Source organism: Flavobacterium segetis (assembly GCF_900129575.1).
Classification (GTDB): domain Bacteria; phylum Bacteroidota; class Bacteroidia; order Flavobacteriales; family Flavobacteriaceae; genus Flavobacterium; species Flavobacterium segetis.
Window position 1 is genome coordinate 54663 of the sequence record NZ_FQWE01000001.1, and the last position, 24996, is coordinate 79658.

Sequence of the window (24996 nt, forward strand, 5' to 3'; positions counted from 1 at the left end):
TATTAATAAATTTGAGTAATTAGTATCCAATATGTAGCAAAAATTAATAAAATTACGAACGAAAATTTATATATCCATGACGATAGTATTTTTTACTTCACTAATCATGAATGTGCTGTGTGTACTTCCTATATGGTTTAAGGTTGTTAATTTAGTAACTAGAAATTCACGATATGCTTCCATATCTTTTACGATTATTTTTAAGATGTAATCATAATCACCACTAACATGATGACATTCTAAAACTTCATTTAGTTGAATTACTTGACTTTCAAATTTTGCTATAAACTCTTTTGTATGTTGTATTAACTTGATGTGGCAAAATACCACAAAACTTTTATCAATTTTCGTTTTATTTAAGATCGCAACGTATTTCTCAATAATGTTTTCTCTTTCCAACTTTTTAATTCGTTCATAAACCGCTGTAACCGAAAGATTAAGTTTTAAGGAAAGTTCTTTTGTAGTTTGTTTAGCATCTGATTGTAGTAATAGAAGTAGTTTTTTGTCGGTGGAGTCTAATATCATAGAGGGAAAATATTTAACTTATAGTAAAATCTATAAAATTTGCTTTTAACAAGCTAATATAGAAAATAAATCTTTTAAATAGTAAATTACTAGTTTTAAAATCTAATAATTTGTTTGAGTGTTGATTATTGATCTTAAATCTTGTTATTTTGAATTGACTTTTAACAAATTAAAATCCTAGCCCTTATAGTAGCATTATCCTTTTATTCACTTTGGAGAATAAAAGGATAATGAACCAAAGCTTGGGGGACAGGAATAAGCTCTCAAAAAAATAGATATGAAAAACTTTGATCCCGCAGACAAGATTCAAGATTTACAATATTTTGGTGAATTTGGAGGTGTAAATCCCTCTATATCTGATTCATCAACTTATACGTTTCTTTCTGCAAAAACTATGTTTGACACTTTTGAAGGAAATATGGAAGGATGTTATTTGTATTCCCGACACTCTTCCCCAAGTAACTTATATTTAGACAAAGCACTCGCGGCGATGGAAGGAACGGAATCAGCTAATGTTTCAGCATCAGGAATGGGAGCTATAACACCTACTATTTTACAATTATGCGGTTCCGGAGATCATGTAGTTTCAAGTAGAACTATTTATGGTGGAACTTATGCTTTCCTGAAGAATTTTGCGCCAAGGTTAGGGATTAAAACGACATTTATAGATATTACAAAACTAGATATTGTAGAGGCTGCAATTACTCCAGCTACTAAAGTTCTTTACTGTGAAACAGTTAGTAACCCATTACTAGAGGTAGCTGATATTGAAGGATTATCTAAAATTGCGAAACGTCACAACTTAACACTTGTAGTTGATAATACATTTTCACCTCTTTCAGTTTCTCCAGCTAAACTTGGAGCAGATATTGTTATTCACAGTTTAACAAAATACATCAATGGAAGTAGTGACACTGTAGGAGGTGTAACTTGTGCATCACAAGAATTTATTGATAACTTAAAAAATGTGAATAGTGGTGCAAGTATGTTACTAGGTCCTACAATGGACAGTATGCGATCAGCAAGTGTGATGAAAAACCTTCGTACACTACATATTAGAATGAAGCAACACAGCTACAACGCCAATTATCTTGCTGAACGTTTTGAAAATGATGGATTAAAAACCGTTTATCCAGGTTTAAAAAGTCATCCAAGCCATAAAATCTATAAAACTATGATCAATCCAGAATATGGTTTTGGAGGAATGATGACTTTAGATGTTGGAACTTTAGCCAAAGCTAATGCACTCATGGAATTGATGCAGTCTAAAAACTTAGGATATTTAGCAGTAAGTTTAGGATTCTATAAGACTTTATTTAGTGCACCAGGAACTTCAACTTCAAGCGAAATCCCGATGGAAGAGCAAATTGAAATGGGACTAACTGACGGTTTAATACGATTTTCTATCGGGTTAGATAACAATATTGAGAGAACCTATCAAATGATGAAATCGTGCATGATAGAATTGCAAATATTATAAATAAATAAAAAATTTATCTCATTTATATAGAAGCCTGCAAGATCATTTATCTTGCAGGCTTCTATTTTTCTTAAAATTTTAAAAATAAATTATTTTTAGACTACATAGACTAAAATTTACTTTTTAGCTAGCCATTTGAATAGTATATTTTCTAAATCGAGCTGAATGATAGGCTTGGGTAGATAATCATTCATTCCTGCTTCAAGGCATTTTTCTTTATCTCCGTTCATTATTCCTGCCGTAATTGCTATAATAGGAATATTTTCGCCACCTTTCAATTTCCTAATTTCGTCAGTTGCCTCGTAGCCGTTTTTACCTGGCATTTGGATGTCCATTAAAATCAAGTCTGGTTTTTCGTTACTGTAAATTTCAATCGCCTCGTTTCCATCTCGTGCTTCTAAAATAACGCAATCAGATATAGTTCTTTTAACCAAGGTTTTTGCAAGCAACATATTCACTTTATTATCTTCAACAATTAAAATTCTACTTTTACTTAATATCTCTGTATTTAGATTACCACCTTTTGAATCTATAATCTCCTTTGAAATTTCATCATTTTTTTTACTTTTGCCCGTCTTAAATTTAACGACAAAAAAGAAATCACTTCCTTCACCATATTTACTTATTAATTGAACTTCACTGTCCATTAGTGCAAGTAATTGATTTGATATTGCTAATCCTAATCCTGTGCCTCCAAATTTTCGATTTGTCGAATTATCCTCCTGAACGAATGATTTAAATATTTTCACATTATTACCCGCCTTAATTCCCACTCCAGTATCCTTAACAGAAAATTTAATAGAACAGTAATTATTTTCTTCAGAAGAAACTTTCGAAACATCAAGATGTATTGATCCGACATTTGTAAATTTTATAGCGTTGCTCAGCAAATTGACTAAAATTTGTTTCAATCGTATAGCATCAGCAAAAATAAATTGTGGAATAGATTTCTCAATATTTAAATATAATTTAATATTTTTTTCATCTGCTTGAAAATTAAATAGATTAACGACCTGATTAGCTAACTTATGAAGGTTTACTCTTTCTATATTTAGCTCCAACTTTCCAGATTCAATTTTTGAAAAGTCCAAAACATCATTTACAATTTCCATTAATGAAATTGCAGATTCGTTCACGGTAGCCATGTACTCAGCTTGATTTTTCTTTAAATCCGATTTCATTAAAAGATGCGTGAAACCAATAATGCCATTTAAAGGTGTTCTAATTTCATGACTCATATTCGCTAAAAAATCTGTTTTAGCTTTACTAGCAGATTCTGCTAACTCTTTTGATTTAATGAGTTCTAAGTCCATCAATCGTTGCTCAGTGACATCAAGAAAACTTGTTACAATTTCATTAATATTCCCGTTTTGATCGATGTCTGGATATCCATTAACGACTATCCAAATTATATCTTTAGTTACAGGACGATGCACTCCCATTATGAAATTCTTCAAGGGTTTTTTAGTAGCTATAATTTGACTAACCGGATAATGATCTGGCGGTAATATAGTGTTATCCTCACTTACACAATTCCACATAGGATCAATGGCTGTAATTCCCTTCATTTGATCATCAGTCACACCTAATAATTCAGCGGCTTTCGAATTTGAATTTATGATTGATGCATCAGCAGAATGAATTACAATTCCTGCATCCAAATTATGTAACAAACCACGATATCTTTCCTCACTTTTAAATAACGCCAAATCTGCATTTTTAGCTTGAGTGATATCTCTACATAAACATATAAAGTGTATCTCATTATCTACACTTTCATGCATAGGTGCTACTGAAAGTTCAAACCATTGTAATCCAGAACCTGAATCTAGTGTATATTGTTTTCCCGCAGAAAAACCTTCTATTTGAGCCTCTCGTATCGAAGAAAGAATAACATTTGTCGACTCTAAAGGAAGAAAATCAATAAAATTTTTCCCAATTAATTCATTGGATGGCATCAAAAGTAAATCTTCCCGACGGGAGTGATAATTATAAATATTGCCATTCAAATCAACTTCAAATAAGAGATCAGGAATAGCGTCTAGGATTGCTTCAATTTTTTTATGCATTTTTTTAAATGCATCATCAATTATTTTTCTTTCACTTATGTTTCGTACAATTGCAACAATACGACCGTCAACTACCATTTTAGCCGTTATCTCTACAGCAATTAAATTTCCATTTTTATGCAACATTTCCCGTTCCAGCAGTGTTTGTTCACCACTTAACAATTCTTTATACATAATCGGTCTTTCAATTAATTCCTCTAATGTATATAAATCGGGTAAACTTTTGGTACATAACTCTTCCTTTGTGTAACCTAGCATTCTACAAGCACTTTCATTAACCTCTAGCAAGTGGCCATCAGTATCATTAATAAAAATTGCATCTGAGGCCTGCTCGATTAAACTCTTGTACTTCTCCTCACTACTAATTAATTGATTTTTAACATTCGCTAATTCTGTAATTTCAATTAATGCGCCATTTAATCGAATTGCTCTACCTGTTTCATCACGCGTAATCATGCCACGATCGTAAAAAATACCGTAAGTTCCATCTGCTTTTAAAAAACGAAATTCATCAGACCAAAAATTTTCAGTTCCTGCATACGAATCGTCAAGCTTTTTTATTACTCTTTCTCTATCCTCAGGATGAACTCTTGAGCGCCATATCACTTTGTTCACTACACCATCAGGTTCAGTACTACCAAAACCTAAAAGATCAGTAAATTTTTTATTGTTCCAACTCTGTCCAGTTGTTAAATCTACTTCGAAAACTGCATCATTAGTGGCTGCTGAAATCATCTCATAACGTGCATTAGCCATTTTAATTTTTGCCTCTGCTTTCTTAATTTCAGAGAGATCAATTCCCATACCTAAGATGCATTGTTTCCCTTTATAATCTATAGCATTTGAGTTTATGTAATAAGGGATTTTGTATTTATTCTTAGTAAAAAATTCAATTTCTATGCCTTTTGATTCAATATTATTCGAATTTTCCGCATTAGATAAAACTTGCTTAATACGTTTTTTTATTTTTTCTTTTTCTTTACCGTCTACAAAATCGACAGCACCCATCGTTGCAATTGTTGCAGCATCATAACCTATGACTTTTTCAAAATTTTTATTCCACTTTACAAATTTACCTGAAGCTTCATATAAATAGAAAATACCGGGCAAATTATTAATTATCATTTCTGACAATTGTTTTTCCCGCAAAATTGTTTTCTCTGCAATTTTACGTTCAGAAATATCTGTAATCGTACCTATATAACCTACAATTTCATTTTTAAAGTTCATTTCTGGAATTGCTTTACCTATTACCCAAGCAGTAGTTCCATCAGGACGTATAAAGCGGTATTCTGATAACGATACTTCTTGATTGATTGAAGCTTTTTTCCAACTATCAGTTATCGAAAGTAAATCATCATGATGAACTGCTTTAAACCAGCCATTACCCATCGCTTCTTGAAAAGTTAAGCCAGAAATTTCAGACCAGCATGTATTGACGTAAGTAGTGAAACCGGCCAGGTCAGTTCTAAATATTCCAACAGGGGAAACTTCCGTCAAAGTATGAAATCTTTGTTCACTTTCTTTTATTTCTTGCTCTGCTTTATTGCGTAAATTCTCTTTTTCAAAATTTTCTAAGGCATATGCTACATCCCTTGTTGCTTCCTCTAATAATGCAATTTCTTCGTGATCAAAAAAATCTTTATCTTCCGAATAAAAAGAGAAAGAACCTACTACATTTCCAAATTTTATAAGTGGAACTGACATTAAAGATAAATAACCTCGCAACATTGCCTCTTCGCGCCAAGGTAACATCATCAAATCATTTGCAATGTCGTTGATAACAACTGATTTTCCTTCTCTAATACATCGTCCTGCTGGGCCTCTACCCGTAGGCTCATCATCTATTGAGATAGATTTAATTTTAGTGAAATAGCCACTATCATCTCCCGCAATCATTGCTGGAATAACTTTATTTGACTCGCTATCGACAAGGCCTACCCAAGCCATTTTAAAATTCCCAAGAGTAACGGCTATAGAACAAGCACCTGAAAATAAAGTTTTTTGATCCTTAGTCCTGACAATCATTTGGTTTATTTGGCTAATAAATAAATACAATCTATTAGCTCTGATAATTTTCTGTTCAGCATGAATTCGATAGGTGACGTCAGTAACAATCCCGTGACAAATTACGGTGCCCTCTTGTTCAATGACGGGCAATGAATGTACATTATGCCAAACTAACCCATTAACGGGATGAAAATAACGATATTCTTCTTTTAATGGTATTAACTTAGACTTCGTTTCTTTGATGCTTCGCATTACTCGGTCAGCATCTTCAGGATGAATACGTTGAAAAACTTTGTCAAAATTATTTTCAATTTCTGCAAAAGTAAATCCATAAACTTTTTCAACCGCGTTACTGGCGTAGGGAAAACTCAACGATCCATCTTTATTTTGACGCATCGAATAGATTAAACCAGGGGAAGTCGCAGCAATTTTTATAAATTTATCCTGCTCTTTTCTTAAAGATGAATTTGCATTTTTAAATTCAGTAACGTCCTTTAAATTTGCAATGATCCCTACTACGCTTTTATCTAAAATTTTATTATTTAGTATTCCTTGTAACCAAATATACTTCCCGTTTTTATGTTTGACTTTAAATATTAAATCTAGAGGAACATCGGGCTGTTCTATTGATCTCTTAATCATTAGCTTTACATAATCCAAGTAGTCGGGATGGTAATATTCAACGCTATTAATTTTTTCAAATTCTTCATCAGTATATCCTGTAGTTCTTGCGGATGAGGGGCTTCTATAAATTGTATTTAGGTCTTTATCTAAAACGGTTATTATACCATCATTAAATTCGACTAAACTTCTAAATCTTCTTTCACTTTGTAAAATTTTTTCATCAGCAATCTTCCTAAAACTGATATCTCTTACAAAACCTAAAAAGCGATCATTAGAGAGCATCACTGCGTTCAGTAAGCAAAATATTTTTTTATGATCTTTACTAAAAATTTCCATTTCCATTTCTACCGCACCCTTATTCCTTAAAACATCAATTAGATCAGGAACCATTGCAGCATATAGTGGTGTAGATAAATCGCCAAATTTCATCGTTAAAAGTTCCTCACGTGAATAACCCGTAAGTACAACTGAGGCGCGATTAACATCTAAATAATTTCCATCTTGATCACACACAAAAACTGCGTCAGGAGCATTTTGAATATAATTTTTAAATTTAACATTGCTCTCTTCCTCTATCAATTTAACTTTAAGGTCGATAACAGCTGTCTCTTTTTGCTCAATTGTATTTTCTATCTCTTTTTTTTCTGTAATATCTTGCGTGGTTCCTCTTAAGACTAATATTTTTATTCCTTCACTATCTGATGGTAAAATGCTAGATTTAAAATATCTCTCACTTCCATTTGACAACAAAACACCTTGTTCCATCTCAAATAACTTTTTGTCACTAGTTGCAGTTTTTATTTTATTTAAAAAATTTAATTTATCCTTTTCAGAAAGTATTTTTAAAAACTCATCCAATAAATTAAGATTATGTTCTTGCTTTAATCCAAAAATAGCAAACATCTCTCTTGACCAAGTCATTTTTTTACACTCTAAAATCAACTCCCAACTTCCAAGTTTAGCTTTATGCTGAGCGTCATTCAATAAATTTTCACTTTTTATCAAGTTGTCTTCAATTAATAAAAAATCAGTAAAGTCTCTACCTATCGCGTAAATTAATTCATTTGATTTAGAATACGTTACTATCCAATGGACAGCGATGACTTCTTTATTTTTTTTAACATATCTATTATTAAAATTAGCAGATGATTTTCCCACCGAAAACGAGTAGATTTCGGCAGCACTTCTTTCCCGATCGTCTTCGTGAATAAATGATAGAAAAGGTTGCGAAAGTAATTCCTGCTCTGAATAACCTAAGATAGCAGTGAAAGCAGCATTTATTTTTTTAAAGTAACCATCAAATCCCACAAGGCACACTAAATCCTGAGATCCTTGGATAAGATTTCCAAAGTTATTGTCCATTATCGCCTTTTGATGTAAACGATTTATCTCTAAATCCTTCTCCTGTAACATATTGAGAAGATCATTATAAGTACGTTGTGGTGTGCTCATACTCATTTTATAAATTATTCGATAAATATAAAAAAAAATTATAAAACTAAAAAATACTATTTGTCGCATTTTCGACAATGAAACCAACTTAAATACACACTAGATTCAAAGTTTTGAATTTAAAAAAGGATCGAAAAGTAGAATGTAAATTAAAATTAATTAAAAATTTTCATTTCATTTGTATAGACAATAATAAAAAGTGTTACATTTGTCCCAACAAATTACATATAGACAAATATGAAAATTGAAGAAATTTTAAAATCAACAATCCCAATTGATAATTCTAAAAAAATTATTTTAAATATTTTATACACGCATCACATGATTGCCGAAAATTTTAATGATATTTTAAAACCCTATGACATATCAAGCGAGCAATACAACGTATTAAGAATATTGAGGGGACAAAAAGGAAATCCTGCAAATATGTCACTTATTCAGGATAGAATGCTGGCAAAAACTAGTAATACAACTCGATTAGTAGATAAATTGCTCATAAAAGATTTTGTTACTCGAAAAGTTTGTTCAGAAAACAGACGTAAAATAGAGGTACTAGTCACAAAAAAAGGATTAGATGTTTTAAAAGAATTAGATCCAAAAGTAATCAATCACGAAAATTCTTTATCCAATAAATTAACCGCTGACGAAATTATTCAATTGAACCATTTGTTAGAAAAATACAGAAACCATTAAATAAAGAACAAAAAATGAATACGTTTATAGAAAATCAAAATTGGAGATACGCTACAAAAAAATTTGATGCCTCTAAAAAAATAGCAGCTGAGGATATTACAATATTAAAAGAAGCTATCCGCCTAAGTTCATCATCTTACGGATTACAACCTTACAGGGTTATTATAGTTGAAAACCCAGAATTAAGAGCCCAATTACAACCAGCAGCGTGGGGACAATCGCAAATTAAAGATGCTTCACACATAATTATTTTTGCTAATGAAATCAATTTTGGAGAAGAAGGAATTGATAACTACTTCAAAAATGTTAGTGAAACCAGGAATGCTACACTTGATAACATGAAAGGATACATTGAGTTCCTAAAAAAAACAATTACTGCTCTTACACCTGATGAGAGAAATAATTGGTCAGCGAAACAAACCTATTTAGCTTTAGGAAACCTATTGAATGCAGCAGCTGATTTAAAAATTGATCTTACACCCATGGAAGGTTTTGTTCCAGAACAAGTTAATGAAATATTAGGACTAAATCAACTTGGATTAAATGCTACTCTTATTGCAACTTTAGGTTACAGACACGAAGAGGATGCAACTCAACATTTAAAAAAAGTTAGAAAATCAAACGAAGAACTTTTTATCACATTATAAAAATTAAATAAATTTAAACACTCAAAATATGAAAAAATTTAAATCAATTGCATTAGCATTAGTAGTAGTTTTATCTACAGTAGCAGTTTCAGCGCAAACTAAAAAAGTAGACGCTGCAAAAAGTTCTATCATCTGGACTGGGAAAAAAGTAACTGGGTCTCATGAAGGAACAATAAATTTAAAAGACGGAAATTTAGTTTTCAAAGGAAAAACAGTAGTAGGTGGAACATTTAATGTTGATATGACTTCCATGACAGTAACTGATTTAAAAGCTGGACAAGGGAAAGAGAAATTAGAAGGACACTTGAAAGCAGATGATTTTTTTGGAACTGACAAACATGAAATTGCAACTTTACTATTCAAAAAAGTAAGTATAAAATCACCTAATGTTTACACGGTTAATGGGGATCTAACGATAAAAGGAATTACTAAGCCGGTAACCTTTGAACTTGCTACCACAGTTAATACTGCCTTAGCTAATGTAAAAATTGATAGAACGAAATACGACATTAAATATGGTTCAGGCAGTTTCTTTGATAATTTAGGAGACAAGGCTATCAACGACAATTTTGATTTAGCAGTTTCATTGAAATTTTAGTATAAACGCAGTTATTAAGTATAACCAAATTCTAAACTTAATTTCTTAAATTTACAAAATAACTTAAAATTTATTAAATTTAACTATTGATATATTTGATAAATGAAAATTCATTTATACATTTGTCGTAATAAAATAAAAATGAACTCAATCTTAAATAATACTTGGTGGTGGAACAATTTACGTCAGTCGTCGTGAACTAAGCTCCTATAGTAATATTTAAAACTATAAATTTAAAAGGCTTGTCATCACGACAGGCCTTTTTTTTGTTTTAAATTCGAATTAATTAGTATCGTCAGATTGTAATAAATCAATCGCAAATAAACACAAAAATGAAATCTTTTATCTTAAACACAAAATACAAACAAATTCTTGCTGATACAATAACTCCAGTAAGCGTTTATCTTAAAATTAGAGATAAATTCCCAAACAGTTTACTATTAGAAAGCAGTGATTATCACGGTAACGACAATAGTTTTTCTTATATCTGCTGCAATCCTATTGCATCAATAAAGATAGAAAATGAAACGGTTTTTAAAACTTTCCCTGATGGAACTTCAGAAAAAACAGTAATTGATTCTACTACTAACGTTCCAAAAATCATTCAAGACTTCTCTCATCAATTTAAATCAGAAAAGAATGATTTCAAATTCATAAATAACGGATTGTTTGGATATATCTCTTACGATGCTGTTCGATATTTTGAGAAAGTTGCGATTGCTAAAAAAGAAAATAGCAATACTATTCCAGATGTTTATTATGCAGTTTACCAAAATATAATTGCTATCAACCATTTTAAAAATGAGGCCTTTATTTTCTGTCATAGTCTTGACGGTAGAAATAATATTTCAGAAATTGAACAATTACTACAATCGAGAAACATAGCATCATATAAGTTTTTCAAAGAAGGTAAAGGTTTTTCTAATTTGACTGATGAAGAATTTAAGCATAATGTGGCTTTGGCTAAAAAGCATTGTTATAGAGGTGATGTGTTCCAGTTAGTATTATCTAGAAGGTTTACTCAAGGTTTTAAAGGCGATGAATTTAATGTTTACAGAGCTTTAAGAAGCATCAATCCTTCACCCTATTTATTCTTTTTTGACTACGGCGATTTTAAAATATTTGGCTCGTCACCCGAAGCGCAAATCATTGTAAAAGATCGTAAAGCTGAAATTCATCCTATTGCAGGTACTTTTAAAAGAACCGGTGATGATGAAAAAGATGCCGTTCTTGCCAAACAGTTGTCGGAGGATAAAAAAGAAAATAGTGAGCATGTCATGCTTGTTGACTTAGCTAGAAATGACTTGAGTCGTAACGGTCACAACGTGAATGTAGATAAATATAGAGAAGTTCAATTTTTTTCTCACGTCATTCATTTGGTTTCTAAAGTTACTGGACATTTGCATGAAAACGCAACCACGATGCAAGTTGTTGCCGACACTTTCCCCGCTGGAACTTTGAGCGGAGCACCAAAACATCGTGCAATACAACTAATAGAGGAATATGAAAAAACTAACCGTAATTTTTATGGCGGTGCAATAGGGTTTATGGATTTTGAAGGAAATTTTAATCATGCCATAATGATAAGAACTTTTTTAAGTAAAAATCATCAACTGCACAGTCAAGCAGGTGCAGGAATTGTAGCAAGTTCAGATGAAGAAAGCGAAATGCAAGAAGTATATAATAAGTTATTAGCGCTGAACAAAGCGTTAGATTTAGCAGAAACAATTTAGAATAATAGTTAGTTTTCCCTTTTTAATTTTAAGCGCTTGGAGTGTTACGCCAATAATAAAAAAATAATAAAATGAAAAAAATATTAGTCATAGACAATTACGATAGTTTCACATACAATTTAGTACATTATCTAGAGGATTTAAGTTGCGAAGTTACGGTTTACAGAAACGATGAATTTGATATCGATGAAATAGCAATCTTTGATAAAATTTTACTTTCTCCTGGTCCAGGAATTCCAGATGAAGCAGGATTGTTGAAAGAAGTGATTCGGAAATATGGAGCAACTAAAAGTATTTTAGGGGTTTGTTTAGGTCAACAAGCTATAGGTGAAGTATATGGCGGAACGCTATCCAATTTAGACAAAGTTTATCATGGCGTTTCTTCTATGGTAAAGACATCAGTTATTGACGAACATTTATTTGACGGCTTAGGAAACGAGTTTGAAGTAGGTCGATATCACTCTTGGGTTGTTGACGTAACTTTACCTGAATCTTTAGAAGCAACATCTTTTGACGAGAACGGGCAAGTTATGTCGTTGCGCCATAAAAAGTTCGATGTGCGTGGCGTTCAATTTCACCCGGAAAGTGTGCTCACTCCAAACGGGAAAAAGATTTTAGAGAATTGGTTGAATAATTAGTTTTGTAAATTGAATTTTTTATAAACATTAAAAAAATAAACAGAACTCAATATTAAGCATATGAAAATAGCTAACATCTATAGTGTCCTTATTTCTCTGTTTATTTTTGGCTTTATTTCTTGTAATCAGAATAAAGAGTTAAAAAATGAGCCTAAAGCTTATGCTGAAAATAAAATAGTATTGGATTTGCTTGATTTACAATTAAAGCAAGAATTGGGAAAAGATACCATAGTAACTATTGATAATGACCCTGTTTATCACAAAACAAAAAAATACCAAGCTGTCGATGCTTTAAGATTATTAAGAAGTAAAATTGACTTTCATAAAATTGATATCAAAAATACTAAAATTATTTTTGAATGTAAGGATGGTTATCAACCTGAAATGCCGCTTGAGCTCTTTTTACATACAAAATCATATTTAGCCTTCCAAGATCTAGGCGCTGCAAAAGGATTAATTTGGGAAAAAATAGTGAAAGATGGAAATGAGATGGATGCTGCACCATTTTATTTAGTTTATACATTGATTTCAGAGAATGATGCGCGTTATAAATGGCCTTATAATCTGATAAAAGTTCATTTGAAGCCACTAAATGATTCGAAAAAATCATTGTATCCAGCGGAGAACAAAAACGTAGTAATTGGTTATAATTTATTTCAAAATCACTGTATTACGTGCCATGCTATCAATGATATTGGTGGAACAATGGGACCAGAATTGAATTATCCCAAAAGTGTTACCGAATATTGGAAAGAAAAGGAATTAGTAGACTATATTGTAAATCCCGCAGCTTTTAGACATAAGGTGAAAATGCCTAAAACTGGATTAAATAAAAAACAGTCGCTAGAAATAGTTGCCTATTTAAAATATATGGCAGAACATAAAAAGGAAAATTAAATTAGTTATAGCTTTCAGTTAAATAAAAATTAGGATCACAAAATAAAATGAAAAACATATTAAACAGACTCATCAATCACGAAACACTTTCCGCAGAGGAGGCTAAAAATGTGTTGGTCAATATATCAAATGGGAATTATAACACCAGTCAAATCGCTTCTTTCCTCACCGTTTATATGATGCGAAGTATTAGCATTGAGGAGCTTTCGGGCTTTAGAGAAGCATTATTAGAATTGTGTATTAAAATTGATTTATCGGCATACAACACCATTGATCTGTGCGGAACGGGAGGCGACGGAAAAGATACCTTCAATATTTCTACCTTGTCTTCTTTTGTAACAGCTGGCGCTGGAGTGAAAGTGGCAAAACATGGTAATTATGGTCTTTCGTCCATTTCAGGCTCCAGTAACGTGATGGAAAAACTGGGTATAAAGTTCACAAATGACGCTGATTTTATAGAGCGATGTATCGATAAAGCGGGAATTGCGATATTGCATGCTCCTTTATTTCATCCCGCGATGAAAAATGTGGGACCAATTCGAAAAGAATTAGGGATAAAGACTTTTTTTAATATGGTTGGACCAATGGTAAATCCTGCATTTCCTCAAAATCAGTTAGTTGGTGTATTTAACCTTGAATTAGCGAGAATGTACGCCTATCTATACCAAAACACTGATACTAATTTTACCATCTTGCATTCGCTTGACGGATATGACGAAATTTCATTGACTGGGTCTACAAAAATTATTACCGGTAAAACGGAAGGAATGTTAAATCCGGAAGATTTTGGTGTTAGTCTATTAAAGCAAAGTGAGATTGCAGGCGGATTAACTATCGATGATTCTGCTCAAATGTTTATAAATATTATCTCTGGAAAAGGGAGTGAAGCACAAAATAATGTGGTTTGTGCCAATGCAGGAATGGCAATTGCGACTGTGAGTAAATATTCTCCTTTAGAAGGATTTCAAATAGCAAAAGAAAGTTTATTATCTGGAAATGCACATTTATCTTTGAAGAAATTACAAGAATTGAGCAAAGACTAAACCCGATTAAAAAACTTGTGCCTTTCAGGCATTAAAAAAATTAAATAAGTAGAATTCTTCATAGGTAAAAATACATGAATATTTTAGACAAAATAGTAGTTGATAAAAAACGGGAAGTGATTCTAAAAAAATCAATCATTCCAATATCGCAGTTAGAAAATTCAATTTTCTTCGAAAAAAAGACGATCTCTTTGAGTGACGGTTTGCTAAAAAGTACAACAGGAATTATTGCAGAGCATAAGCGTCGTTCCCCTTCTAAAGCAGAAATAAATTATAGTTTCACCGTAGAAGAAGTAACTAAGGGCTATGAGGATGCAGGTGCATGTGGAATTTCAGTTTTAACGGATGGAAAATATTTTGGAGGTTCTTTAGACGATTTACTATTAGCCAGAGCTACCGTAAAGATTCCGTTATTGCGCAAGGAATTTATAGTCGATGAATATCAAATTCTTGAGGCAAAAGCTCATGGCGCCGATTTGATTTTGCTGATTGCAGCAATATTGACTCGGGAGGAAATTAAATCTTTATCGAAATTTGCTAAGAGTTTAGAACTTGAAGTACTATTAGAGGTGCACAGTTTAGAGGAGCTACAAAAATCAATTATGCCAACATTAGACATGATAGGTGTAAACAATAGGAATCTAAAAACGTTTGAGGTGAGTTTAGATTTTAGCAAGCAGTTAGCAGCACAAATCCCAAAGGATTTTGTAAAAATTTCTGAAAGTGGTATTAGTTCAATCGAAGCAATCAACGAACTAAAGCCATTTGGTTACAAAGGATTTTTAATTGGTGAAAACTTTATGAAAACCGACAACGCCGGAAAAGCAGCTAAAGAATTCATTTATGATTTACAAAAAAATAAAACACAGATTGTATAAATTTTTACAAATTTAATTTTTTAAAATACGAAAATCTAAGCTACATCCAAGTTATGAAAAAAGTTAAAGATCAGCAAAATATTCTGGCTCATATTGCTTCCACAGACGTACGCATTAAAATCTGTGGCATGAAATTCACCAAAAACATAATCGAAATAGGTTCACTCCTACCAGATTATATGGGATTTATATTTTGGAAGAAGTCAGCTCGTTATTTTGATGATCTAATTCCCAATTTACCAAAGTCGGTTAAAAAAGTCGGTGTATTTGTAGATGAGACAATTGATATTATTTTGGCAAAAGCCGAAAAATACAATTTACAAGCTATTCAATTGCACGGAAAAGAACAGGCTGACTTTTGTGAAATTTTAAAAAATAAAATATCAAATGAAATTAAAATTATTAAAGTATTTTCAATAAGTGATGGCTTTGATTTCGACCTTTTAAAACCATTTGAAACTGTTTGCGATTATTTCCTTTTTGATACAAAAGGGAAATTACCGGGAGGAAACGGAAGGACTTTTGACTGGAAAGTATTAGAAAAATATCCATCTAACAAACCATTTTTTTTAAGTGGTGGTATTGGTCCTGAAGAGCTTAATTCAATAAAAGAAATTTTAAAAACACAATTACCTATCCATGCTTTGGATTTAAATAGTAAATTTGAAACAGAGCCAGGATTAAAAGATAAATTACTATTTGAAAATTTTCAAATCAATTTAAACCTTTAAACTTTAAATAAAATGAGTTACAACGTCAATGAAAAAGGCTATTACGGAGAATTTGGTGGTGCTTTCATTCCTGAAATGCTATATCCAAATGTAGAAGAATTACGTCAGAATTATTTGAAAATAACAGCTGAACCTGAGTTTCAAGCTGAATTTGAGGAATTACTTAAGGAATATGTGGGTAGACCAACTCCCCTTTACTTTGCAAAACGATTATCAGAAGAATATAATACTAAAATCTATCTGAAGAGAGAAGATTTATGTCACACTGGTGCGCACAAAATCAATAATACAATTGGACAAATTTTATTAGCAAAACGCTTAGGTAAAACTAGAATAATTGCAGAAACTGGTGCTGGTCAACATGGTGTAGCAACGGCAACTGTTTGCGCTTTGATGGGATTAGAATGTATTGTTTATATGGGTGAAGTAGACATAAAACGTCAAGCTCCAAATGTAGCTCGCATGAAAATGCTAGGAGCTGAAGTTCGTCCTGCTATGTCTGGTTCAAAAACATTAAAAGACGCAACAAATGAAGCAATTAGGGATTGGATTAACAATCCTGTAGATACCTATTATATTATTGGATCTGTAGTAGGACCGCACCCTTATCCAGATATGGTAGCTCGTTTTCAATCGGTTATTTCTAAGGAAATAAAAGAACAATTATTAGAAAAAGAAGGTCGTGAAAACCCTGATTATGTAATAGCTTGTGTAGGAGGAGGCAGTAATGCGGCTGGAACATATTACCATTTTCTAGATGATAAGGATGTACATATTATAGCGGTTGAAGCTGCAGGATTAGGAGTTGATTCTGGAGAAAGCGCTGCTACATCTGCATTAGGAAAAGTGGGAGTTATTCACGGTAGTAAAACCTTGTTGATGCAGTCGCTTGATGGCCAAATCACAGAACCTTATTCGATTTCAGCAGGATTAGATTATCCTGGTGTAGGACCTATGCACGCTAATTTATTCAAAACTGGCAGAGCACAATTTATCTCCATTACTGATGAGCAAGCTATGGAATGGGGCATCAAATTATCCCAGAAAGAAGGACTAATTCCAGCTATTGAAAGCGCTCATGCCTTTGCAGTACTCGACGAAATGAAATTCAAACCAGATGATGTTGTTGTAATTAATCTTTCGGGTCGTGGAGACAAAGATTTAAATACTTATATCGATTATTTTAAATTATAAGTATTTTTATACGATATTTCACCACTTTATACAGCTTGATTAAGTATATCGTTACAATTTTTGCCATTTTAACAATAAAAAAAAATCATCGTAAAGAAAGTTTGCCTAATTCCTATTACGATTGAAAAAAACCTAGAACAATTTTAATGCAAACTAACCAAAACCAAATAAAGTTAAATTTACATTTTAAAAAACTAAAACTATGGAGAAATTATTTGCATACGCCAGCTTAAAAAATGAAGACCATCAAAAAGATCTTTTTGGTCGTATTCTTATCGGTACGCACGAAACATTAGTTGGTTATATGCTGAAAGAAATCCAAATTGAAGAGGAATTTGGACTAGTTCAATATCCTATTATTACTGCAACTCACAAACCAGAAGATACAATTTCGGGTATTGTTTATGATATTACTAAACAAGAACTGAATCAAGTCGATCTTTATGAAGGGTTACATTACAAAAGGATTGAGGTACAATTGCAATCCAATCAAAAAGCATGGGCTTACAGCGCAGCTTTTTAAGAAACGAGATATGAAGTTTTAAGATTTACTTTTTTTTTCAATGGAGTACTAAGAATTAGTACGATACAATTAGAATCACGGACTATCTTAACAAATTTTATTTGAAGTAGTAAATATAATAAACTTCATCAAAATAAAGCCAGAATTATCTACGTTTTACAGGACAAATGAGGTAGTATTATTGTACAATTTAAACTACTATTTTTACATGAAAATTAAATGTTACATTAAAAGAAACTACAAGAATTTACAGTACTAAATAAGAAGCTGATATTTTAAATCAAATTTATTAAAGATTTATTTTCAGGTTTTAAATCGATTATTAAAATAAAATGAATAGAATAAATAAAAAATTACAAGAATCTAAAAAAATACTATCTATCTATTTTTCAGCTGGGTATCCTAACCTAAACGATACTGTCCAAATCATTCAAGATTTAGAAAAAAATGGTGTTGACATGATCGAAATTGGGTTGCCATTTAGTGATCCGTTGGCCGATGGACCAACTATTCAAGAAAGTTCTACTCAAGCTTTACATAACGGAATGAACTCTCAAGTTCTATTTAATCAGTTAAAAGACATTCGGAAAACAGTTAGTATTCCTTTGATAATTATGGGATATTTTAATCCAATGCTACAATATGGAATCGAGAATTTCTGCAAAAAATGTTCTGAAATAGGAATTGACGGTTTAATAATTCCAGATCTACCTGTTGATGTATTTGCTGACGAATATAAAACCACGTTCGAAAAATATGGTTTAAAGAATATATTCCTGATTACGCCACAAACATCAGTGGAACGCATCCATTTTATCGATGGCGTATCTGATGGGTTCATTTATATGGTGAGTTCTGCAAGCGTAACAGGATCGCAAACTGGTTTTGGAAGCGTACAAGAGGAGTATTTCAAACGCATTGCCGATATGAATTTAAAAAATCCTCAAGTAATTGGATTTGGTATTAGTGACAAACAAACATTTACGCAAGCCACGCAATTTGCTAAAGGCGCAATTATAGGAAGTGCTTTTATAAAGGATTTAACAACAAATGGAATTGGAAGAATTGATGCGTTTGTAAAGGCTTTAAAGTAATATTCTTTTATTGTATAAAAACGGTATTTAAACTTTATTAAAATACCGTTTTTTATTGCCTCACTAAATAAGAAATCGACTTTATTTTAAATCACTGATTTGCATATGGCTACTTAACATAAATATGATTTAATTCAATCAACAAAGTTGTTAAAATCAAGAGAACAATACATGTCACATCATCAAAAAAGACTAGTTTAAGTAATAATGAATTAGTAATTTTTATAAAAAAAACCGCCATTTTAGCCTTAACTAAACTAACGGATTTTTATAAATTTTAATTAATATAATTTTTTGTGCTGTTAAAAGCAATAATTGTTTTCTGAAACAAGTTTTGAAGTAATTGTTTCTCGTAGTGCCACAACATTTGGCATATTAGTATATTTAGTAAAACGGCGTAATCCCATAAGCATCATTCGTTGTTCATCGCCTTCCGCAAAAGATATTATACTTTCTTTTCCTTTTAGATTAACAATATCTACTGCCTTGTAAAGATATAATTTTGCCATTGCAATTTGCTCCTTTACTTTATCTTCACCTTCTTTTTTAGCTAATTTTTCAGTTCGTAAAATAGTACTTTCTGCCATATAAACTTCAATAAGCATATCTGCAGCAGCCATTAGAAGTTGTTGGTGGCTATCTAAATCTGGTCCAAATTTTTGTACTGCTCCCCCAGCAACCATTAAAAAAGCTTTTTTCAAATTAATTACTATAGCTTTTTCTTCGGCAAACAATTCAGTGAAGTCTGGCGTGTCAAATGATGGAATACCCATCAATTCTTCTTGAACTTTTGATGCCGGTCCTAATAAGTCTACATGACCTTTCATTGCTTTTTTTATCAACATTCCTACTGATAGCATTCTATTAATTTCATTTGTACCCTCATAAATTCTTGCAATACGTGCATCACGCCACGCAGATTCCATTGGAGTATCTTCTGAAAATCCCATTCCACCAAAGATCTGAATACCTTCATCAGCGCAATTCTGGACATCTTCAGAAACCGCAACTTTTAATATTGAACATTCTATTGCAAATTCTTCAACACCTTTTAATTCTGCTTCTTGATGAGAATTTCCCTCCGCTACCCTCGCGTTAATACGATCTTCAATAGCTTTTGCAGCACGATATGTTGCACTTTCGCCAGCATAAGTAGAGGTAGCCATTTCAGCTAATTTATATCTAATGGCTCCAAATTGTGCAATTGCAGTATTAAATTGCACTCGTTCATTTGCATATTTTACAGCTCCTGAAGTCACTCTACGTTGCGCATCTAAACACGCGGCTGCTAATTTTATACGTCCTACATTTAATGAATTCATTGCAATTTTAAATCCATTTCCTCTTTCAGAAAGCATATTTTCAACTGGAACTTTCGTTTCATTGAAAAATACCTGACGCGTAGATGAAGCACGAATTCCTAATTTGTGCTCTTCTTCGCCCATTGAAATTCCATTTGAAGCATCATTTTCAACAATAAAACCTGTAATGTTTTTATCATCGCTAATTCTAGCAAATACTATAAATACGGAACAAAATCCCGCATTAGAAATCCACATTTTTTGTCCAGTAATCGAATAACTTTTTCCATCTTCTGATAACACTGCTTTTGTCTTTCCTGAGTTGGCATCAGATCCCGCGCCTGGTTCAGTTAAGCAATAAGCACCAAACCATTCTCCCGAAGCTAATTTTGGAACATACTTCAATTTTTGTTCCTCATTTCCGTATAAAGTAATTGGCATTGTTCCAATTCCAGTATGCGCTCCAAAAGCGGTTGAAAATGAACCTGTAGCGCCAGAAATATAATCACACACAAGACAAGTATCTACAAATCCCATTCCTAAACCACCATAAGCCTCAGGAACTGCTATACCTAAAAACCCCATTTCTCCAGCCTTACGCATAGATGCTTCAGTGTAAGCATAATCTTTTTTCTCAAATCTGTCTTTATGTGCCCATAATTCTTTGTCTGTAAATTCCTTTACAGAGTCTCGCATCATAAGTTGCTCATCTGTGAAATCTTCTGGTGTGAATATATCCTCACATTTTGTTTCTTTAACTAGGAATTGACCTCCTCTTGTTATCTCACTCATTTTTTTATTTTTTTTAAAAGTTCTTAGTTATAGTAATTCATAAATACCCGCACTACCCTGTCCAGTTCCTACACACATCGAGACAATTCCGTATTTGTTTCCACGGCGTTTCATCTCATCAAATAATTGAACAGATAATTTTGCTCCAGTACATCCTAATGGGTGACCTAAAGCAATTGCACCACCATTTACGTTAACTATATCAGGATTTAATCCTAGCTCACGTGTAACTGCTATAGCTTGAGAAGCAAAAGCTTCGTTTAACTCAATTAAATCAATATCTTTCAAATCCATTCCTGCTTGCTTTAAAACCTTCGGAATTGCTTTTACTGGTCCCATTCCCATAATTCTTGGCTCTACTCCAGCTGAAGCAAAGTTTACTAATCGAGCAATTGGTTCTAAATTTAATTCTTTTACCATTTCTTCACTCATCACTAAAACGAAAGCAGCACCATCACTCATTTGTGAAGAGTTACCTGCTGTTACACTTCCATCAACTGCAAAAACGGGTCTTAAACCTGCTAAAGCCTCTTTAGAAGTTCCAGCTCTAGGACCTTCATCTTTGTTAACAACGTAAGACTTAGTTTCTTTCTTTCCGTTTTCGTTAATAAACGTTTGCTCAATAGTTATAGGTACAATTTGTTTGTCAAATTTTCCCTCTGCTTGCGCTTTTAAAGCTTTCATGTGCGAATGATAAGCAAACTCATCTTGATCTTCTCTAGATACTTTAAACTGATTGGCAACAGCTTCTGCAGTAAGCCCCATTCCCCAATAATAATCTTCGTTTCCTGCTTTTGCAACAGCATAATCAGGAGTTGGTTTATAACCTCCCATCGGTATAAAACTCATACTTTCTGCTCCACCAGCAATAATACAATGTGCCATTCCTGATTGGATTTTGGCCGTAGCCATACCAATCGTTTCTAATCCAGAGGCACAATACCTATTAACAGTTACACCAGGAACATCTTCAACTTTTAAACCCATCAAAGAAATTAATCGCGCAACATTAAGTCCTTGTTCTGCCTCTGGCATGGCGTTTCCAACCATCACATCATCGATGCGAGTTTTATCGAAATCTGGTAACTCATTCATCATATATTGAATGGTTTCTGAAGCCAATTCATCAGGTCTTTTAAATCTAAAAACTCCTTTTGGTGCTTTACCAACGGCAGTTCTGTATGCTTTTACTATATAGGCTGTTTTCATAAATGATTGTATTAAGATTGGAGAATTAAGAATTAAGATTTTCCAATTTTTGTGTTTATTTTATCTTTTAATGCTCTTTGAAATGAAAAATTCATATTTGAAACCTCTACTAATTGATTAATAGTTGGTTGGATTAAATCTTCATTGACAAGATTAAGTCTTTTAGCAAGTATTAATTGAGTTATTAATTCAAAAGTTGAACCATTTGCAATTCCTAGAAAATGCATGAATTCTTTGTCTGAATTTGTACCAGAACCTTCAGCTATATTTGAAGGAATTGATACCGCACATTTTTTTATTTGATGAATTAAATTGAATTTTTCATCATTGGGTAACAACGAAGAAATTTCATAAACATGAACCGCTACATCCATGCTTTTTGCCAAATTTTTAATTTTTCAAATTGGTGCATCTCTTAATACTTAATTCTTATTACTTGATACTAGTTTCTTAAAGGTTTCCCCTTGGTCAACATAAATTGTATTCTTTCTAACGTTTTTCTTTCTGTACAAAGTGATAAGAAAGCTTCGCGTTCTAGATCTAATAAATATTGCTCCGCTACTAGCGTTGGTTCGGATAAATCTCCACCCGCCATTACGTAAGCTAATTTGTTAGCTATTTTTTTGTCGTGTTCAGAGATGTATTTTCCAGCTTCCATTTGGTCTGTACCTACTAGGAACATTCCTAAAGCTTGCTTTCCTAAAACTTTTACATCAGTTCTTCTTATTGGTTGTGTATAACCAGCTTCAGCCATAATTAAAGCATGCTTTTTAGCTTCTGCAATTTGGCGATCCTTATTCACAACTATAATATCTTTTCCATGTTGTAATAGTCCAGTATCAAATGCTTCATAACCAGAAGTCGATACTTTTGCCATAGCAATTGTCAAGAAATACTCTTGCAATACATTCAGCTCAACATCATTTTTATGGAATAAATCAGAAGCTCTTAAAGCTAACTCTTTAGATCCGCCACCGCCAGGAATTACTCCAACACCAAACTCTACTAATCCCATGTATGTTTCTGCAGCAGCAACTACTTTATCAGCATGCAAACTCATTTCGCATCCACCTCCAAAAGTCATTCCGTGTGGGGCAACCACGACTGGAATTCCAGAATAACGAACGCGCATCATAGTGTCTTGGAACATTTTGATCGCCATGTTCAATTCATCGTATTCCTGTTCCACCGCCATCATAAATATCATTCCGATATTAGCACCCACAGAGAAATTTGCTGCTTGATTACCAATAACTAACCCTTGATATTCTTTCTCAGATAAATCAATCGCTTTATTAATAGCTGCTAAAACATCGCCACCAATAGTATTCATTTTAGATTGGAATTCTAAGTTCAAAATTCCATCTCCTAAATCTTGTATGATTGCACCACTATTACTCCAAACTTTTTTGCTTTCGCGAATGTTGTTCAGGATAATAAACGAATCTTGACCAGGAACTTTAGTTTGTGCTTTTGTTGGAATATTATAAAAGAAAGTTGCACCTTCTTTAATGATATAAAAACTTTTGCTTCCAGAAGCTATCATTTTAGTTACCCAGGCAGCAGGTTCTAGACCTTCCGCTTTCATGATTTCAATTCCTTTTTCAACACCAATAGCATCCCAAATTTCGAATGGACCATTTTCCCAACCAAAACCAGCTTTCATGGCATCATCAATCTTGTATAACTCATCTGAGATTTCAGGAATTCTATTTGAAACATAAGCAAACATGCCAGAAAAACTTTTTCTATAAAATTCTCCCGCTTTGTCTTTTCCCTTTACTAAAACTTTAAAGCGATTGATTGGCTTATCAATTGTTTTTGTTAGTTCTAAGGTTCCAAATGAAGCTTTTTTAGCGGAACGATATTCTAAAGTATCTAAATCTAAAGTCAGAATCTCTTTTCCTTCCTTTTTGTAAAAACCTTGACCTGTTTTACTTCCTAACCATTTATTTTCCATCATTTTATTGACAAATTCAGGAAGTTTGAACAATTCGTGTTGCTCATCGTTTGGACAGTTTTCATAAATACCATTTGCAACATGCACTAATGTATCTAAACCAACTACATCAACGGTGCGAAAAGTAGCTGATTTTGGACGACCAATGACTGGACCAGTCAACTTATCAACTTCTTCAATAGTTAATCCCATTTCTTTCACCAAATGAAATAAACTCTGAATTCCGTAAATACCAATTCTGTTTCCAATAAAAGCAGGAGTATCCTTAGCAACAACAGAAGTTTTTCCTAAGAATTTCTCACCATATATAGTAAGGAAGTCCAACACTTCAGTTGAAGTTTGTGGACCAGGAATAATTTCGAATAATTTTAAATAACGCGCAGGATTAAAAAAGTGCGTTCCGCAGAAGTGTTTTTGGAAATCTTCGCTTCGACCTTCACTCATAAAATGAATTGGAATCCCTGAAGTGTTCGAAGTTACTAATGTACCAGGCTTTCTAAATTTTTCAATTTGCTCAAATACCATTTTCTTAATGTCTAAACGCTCTACAACAACTTCGATAATCCAATCAACGTTAGCGATTTTTGACATATCGTCCGTAGTATTTCCAGTAGTGATTCTAGAAGCAAACTTCTGACTGTAAATAGGAGAAGCCTTTGACTTTAATGAATTGGCTAAATGCTCATTCACCAGGCGGTTCCTAACAATTTTACTTTCTATAGTAAGCCCTTTTTTAGTTTCGGCTTCATTGGGTTCTCTAGGAATGATATCCAGAAGTAAAACTTCGACCCCAATGTTTGCAAAATGACAAGCAATCCCTGATCCCATTATTCCGGATCCAATTACTGCAACTTTTTTAATAGTGCGTTTCATATCTAATTACTATTTATTTCTATTTGGATGCG

Annotated in this window: 19 protein-coding genes; 13 read left to right on the top strand and 6 right to left on the bottom strand. The window is 32.6% G+C overall.

Annotated elements, in window-relative coordinates:
* Window positions 1-66 precede the first annotated feature (66 nt).
* Window positions 67-525, bottom strand: coding sequence for an Lrp/AsnC family transcriptional regulator (locus BUA99_RS00260; RefSeq protein ID WP_072986690.1), 459 nt, complete (start codon window positions 523-525; stop codon window positions 67-69).
* A gap of 277 nt (window positions 526-802) precedes the next feature.
* Here BUA99_RS00260 and BUA99_RS00265 point away from each other — a divergent pair, with 277 nt between their 5' ends.
* Window positions 803-2005, top strand: coding sequence for an aminotransferase class I/II-fold pyridoxal phosphate-dependent enzyme (locus tag BUA99_RS00265; RefSeq protein WP_072986693.1), 1203 nt, complete (start codon window positions 803-805; stop codon window positions 2003-2005).
* Between the two features lie 116 nt (window positions 2006-2121).
* On the opposite strand, the gene BUA99_RS14895 is transcribed toward BUA99_RS00265, so the two are convergent.
* Entirely contained in the window at window positions 2122-8160 is a 6039-nt protein-coding gene (locus BUA99_RS14895) for a PAS domain S-box protein (RefSeq protein WP_072986695.1), read from the bottom strand.
* A gap of 237 nt (window positions 8161-8397) precedes the next feature.
* Between BUA99_RS14895 and BUA99_RS00275 the strand changes: the two genes are divergently transcribed.
* From BUA99_RS00275 to trpA, 12 genes are all read left to right on the top strand, one after another.
* Window positions 8398-8853: a MarR family winged helix-turn-helix transcriptional regulator gene (locus BUA99_RS00275; RefSeq protein WP_072986698.1), complete on the top strand. Its 456-nt coding sequence runs from the start codon at window positions 8398-8400 to the stop codon at window positions 8851-8853.
* Window positions 8854-8867: 14 nt separating this feature from the next.
* Window positions 8868-9500, top strand: a complete 633-nt coding sequence (locus tag BUA99_RS00280; protein ID WP_072986700.1) for an NAD(P)H-dependent oxidoreductase — start codon at window positions 8868-8870, stop codon at window positions 9498-9500.
* A 28-nt stretch (window positions 9501-9528) separates the two neighbouring features.
* Window positions 9529-10098 (top strand): YceI family protein, encoded by a 570-nt coding sequence (locus BUA99_RS00285; RefSeq protein ID WP_072986703.1) that lies wholly within the window; start codon window positions 9529-9531, stop codon window positions 10096-10098.
* A gap of 332 nt (window positions 10099-10430) precedes the next feature.
* Window positions 10431-11831 carry an anthranilate synthase component I family protein gene (locus BUA99_RS00290; protein WP_072986706.1) on the top strand — a complete coding sequence of 467 codons (1401 nt, stop codon included), beginning with the start codon at window positions 10431-10433 and terminating at the stop codon, window positions 11829-11831.
* A gap of 71 nt (window positions 11832-11902) precedes the next feature.
* Entirely contained in the window at window positions 11903-12469 is a 567-nt protein-coding gene (locus tag BUA99_RS00295; RefSeq protein WP_072986709.1) for an anthranilate synthase component II, read from the top strand.
* 60 nt (window positions 12470-12529) lie between these two features.
* Entirely contained in the window at window positions 12530-13366 is an 837-nt protein-coding gene (locus BUA99_RS00300) for a c-type cytochrome (RefSeq protein ID WP_072986711.1), read from the top strand.
* A gap of 47 nt (window positions 13367-13413) precedes the next feature.
* Window positions 13414-14409, top strand: coding sequence for an anthranilate phosphoribosyltransferase (gene trpD, locus BUA99_RS00305; RefSeq protein ID WP_072986714.1), 996 nt, complete (start codon window positions 13414-13416; stop codon window positions 14407-14409).
* A 74-nt stretch (window positions 14410-14483) separates the two neighbouring features.
* Window positions 14484-15287, top strand: a complete 804-nt coding sequence (gene trpC, locus BUA99_RS00310; RefSeq protein WP_072986717.1) for an indole-3-glycerol phosphate synthase TrpC — start codon at window positions 14484-14486, stop codon at window positions 15285-15287.
* Between the two features lie 53 nt (window positions 15288-15340).
* Entirely contained in the window at window positions 15341-16018 is a 678-nt protein-coding gene (locus BUA99_RS00315; protein WP_072986720.1) for a phosphoribosylanthranilate isomerase, read from the top strand.
* Window positions 16019-16030: 12 nt separating this feature from the next.
* On the top strand, window positions 16031-17212 hold the full coding sequence (gene trpB / locus BUA99_RS00320; RefSeq protein ID WP_072986722.1) for a tryptophan synthase subunit beta: 1182 nt from the start codon (window positions 16031-16033) through the stop codon (window positions 17210-17212).
* Between the two features lie 202 nt (window positions 17213-17414).
* Window positions 17415-17735 carry a gamma-glutamylcyclotransferase family protein gene (locus BUA99_RS00325; protein WP_072986725.1) on the top strand — a complete coding sequence of 107 codons (321 nt, stop codon included), beginning with the start codon at window positions 17415-17417 and terminating at the stop codon, window positions 17733-17735.
* A 332-nt stretch (window positions 17736-18067) separates the two neighbouring features.
* A complete protein-coding gene (trpA, locus tag BUA99_RS00330) occupies window positions 18068-18829 on the top strand; it encodes a tryptophan synthase subunit alpha (RefSeq protein ID WP_072986728.1) in 762 nt (253 codons plus the stop codon).
* Window positions 18830-19131: 302 nt separating this feature from the next.
* Here the strand turns inward: trpA and BUA99_RS00335 are convergent, their stop codons facing one another.
* Genes BUA99_RS00335 through BUA99_RS00350 form a run of 4 tightly spaced genes read right to left on the bottom strand, consistent with a single transcriptional unit; the run spans window position 19132 to window position 24964 of the window.
* Window positions 19132-20922 (bottom strand): acyl-CoA dehydrogenase family protein, encoded by a 1791-nt coding sequence (locus BUA99_RS00335; RefSeq protein WP_072986730.1) that lies wholly within the window; start codon window positions 20920-20922, stop codon window positions 19132-19134.
* Between the two features lie 27 nt (window positions 20923-20949).
* The gene (locus BUA99_RS00340) at window positions 20950-22131 is read right to left on the bottom strand and encodes an acetyl-CoA C-acyltransferase (protein WP_072986733.1); all 1182 of its coding nucleotides are present in this window, start codon (window positions 22129-22131) and stop codon (window positions 20950-20952) included.
* Window positions 22132-22163: 32 nt separating this feature from the next.
* Entirely contained in the window at window positions 22164-22517 is a 354-nt protein-coding gene (locus tag BUA99_RS00345) for a four helix bundle protein (RefSeq protein ID WP_317045023.1), read from the bottom strand.
* A gap of 56 nt (window positions 22518-22573) precedes the next feature.
* Window positions 22574-24964: a 3-hydroxyacyl-CoA dehydrogenase/enoyl-CoA hydratase family protein gene (locus tag BUA99_RS00350; protein ID WP_072986735.1), complete on the bottom strand. Its 2391-nt coding sequence runs from the start codon at window positions 24962-24964 to the stop codon at window positions 22574-22576.
* Window positions 24965-24996: the final 32 nt, after the last annotated feature.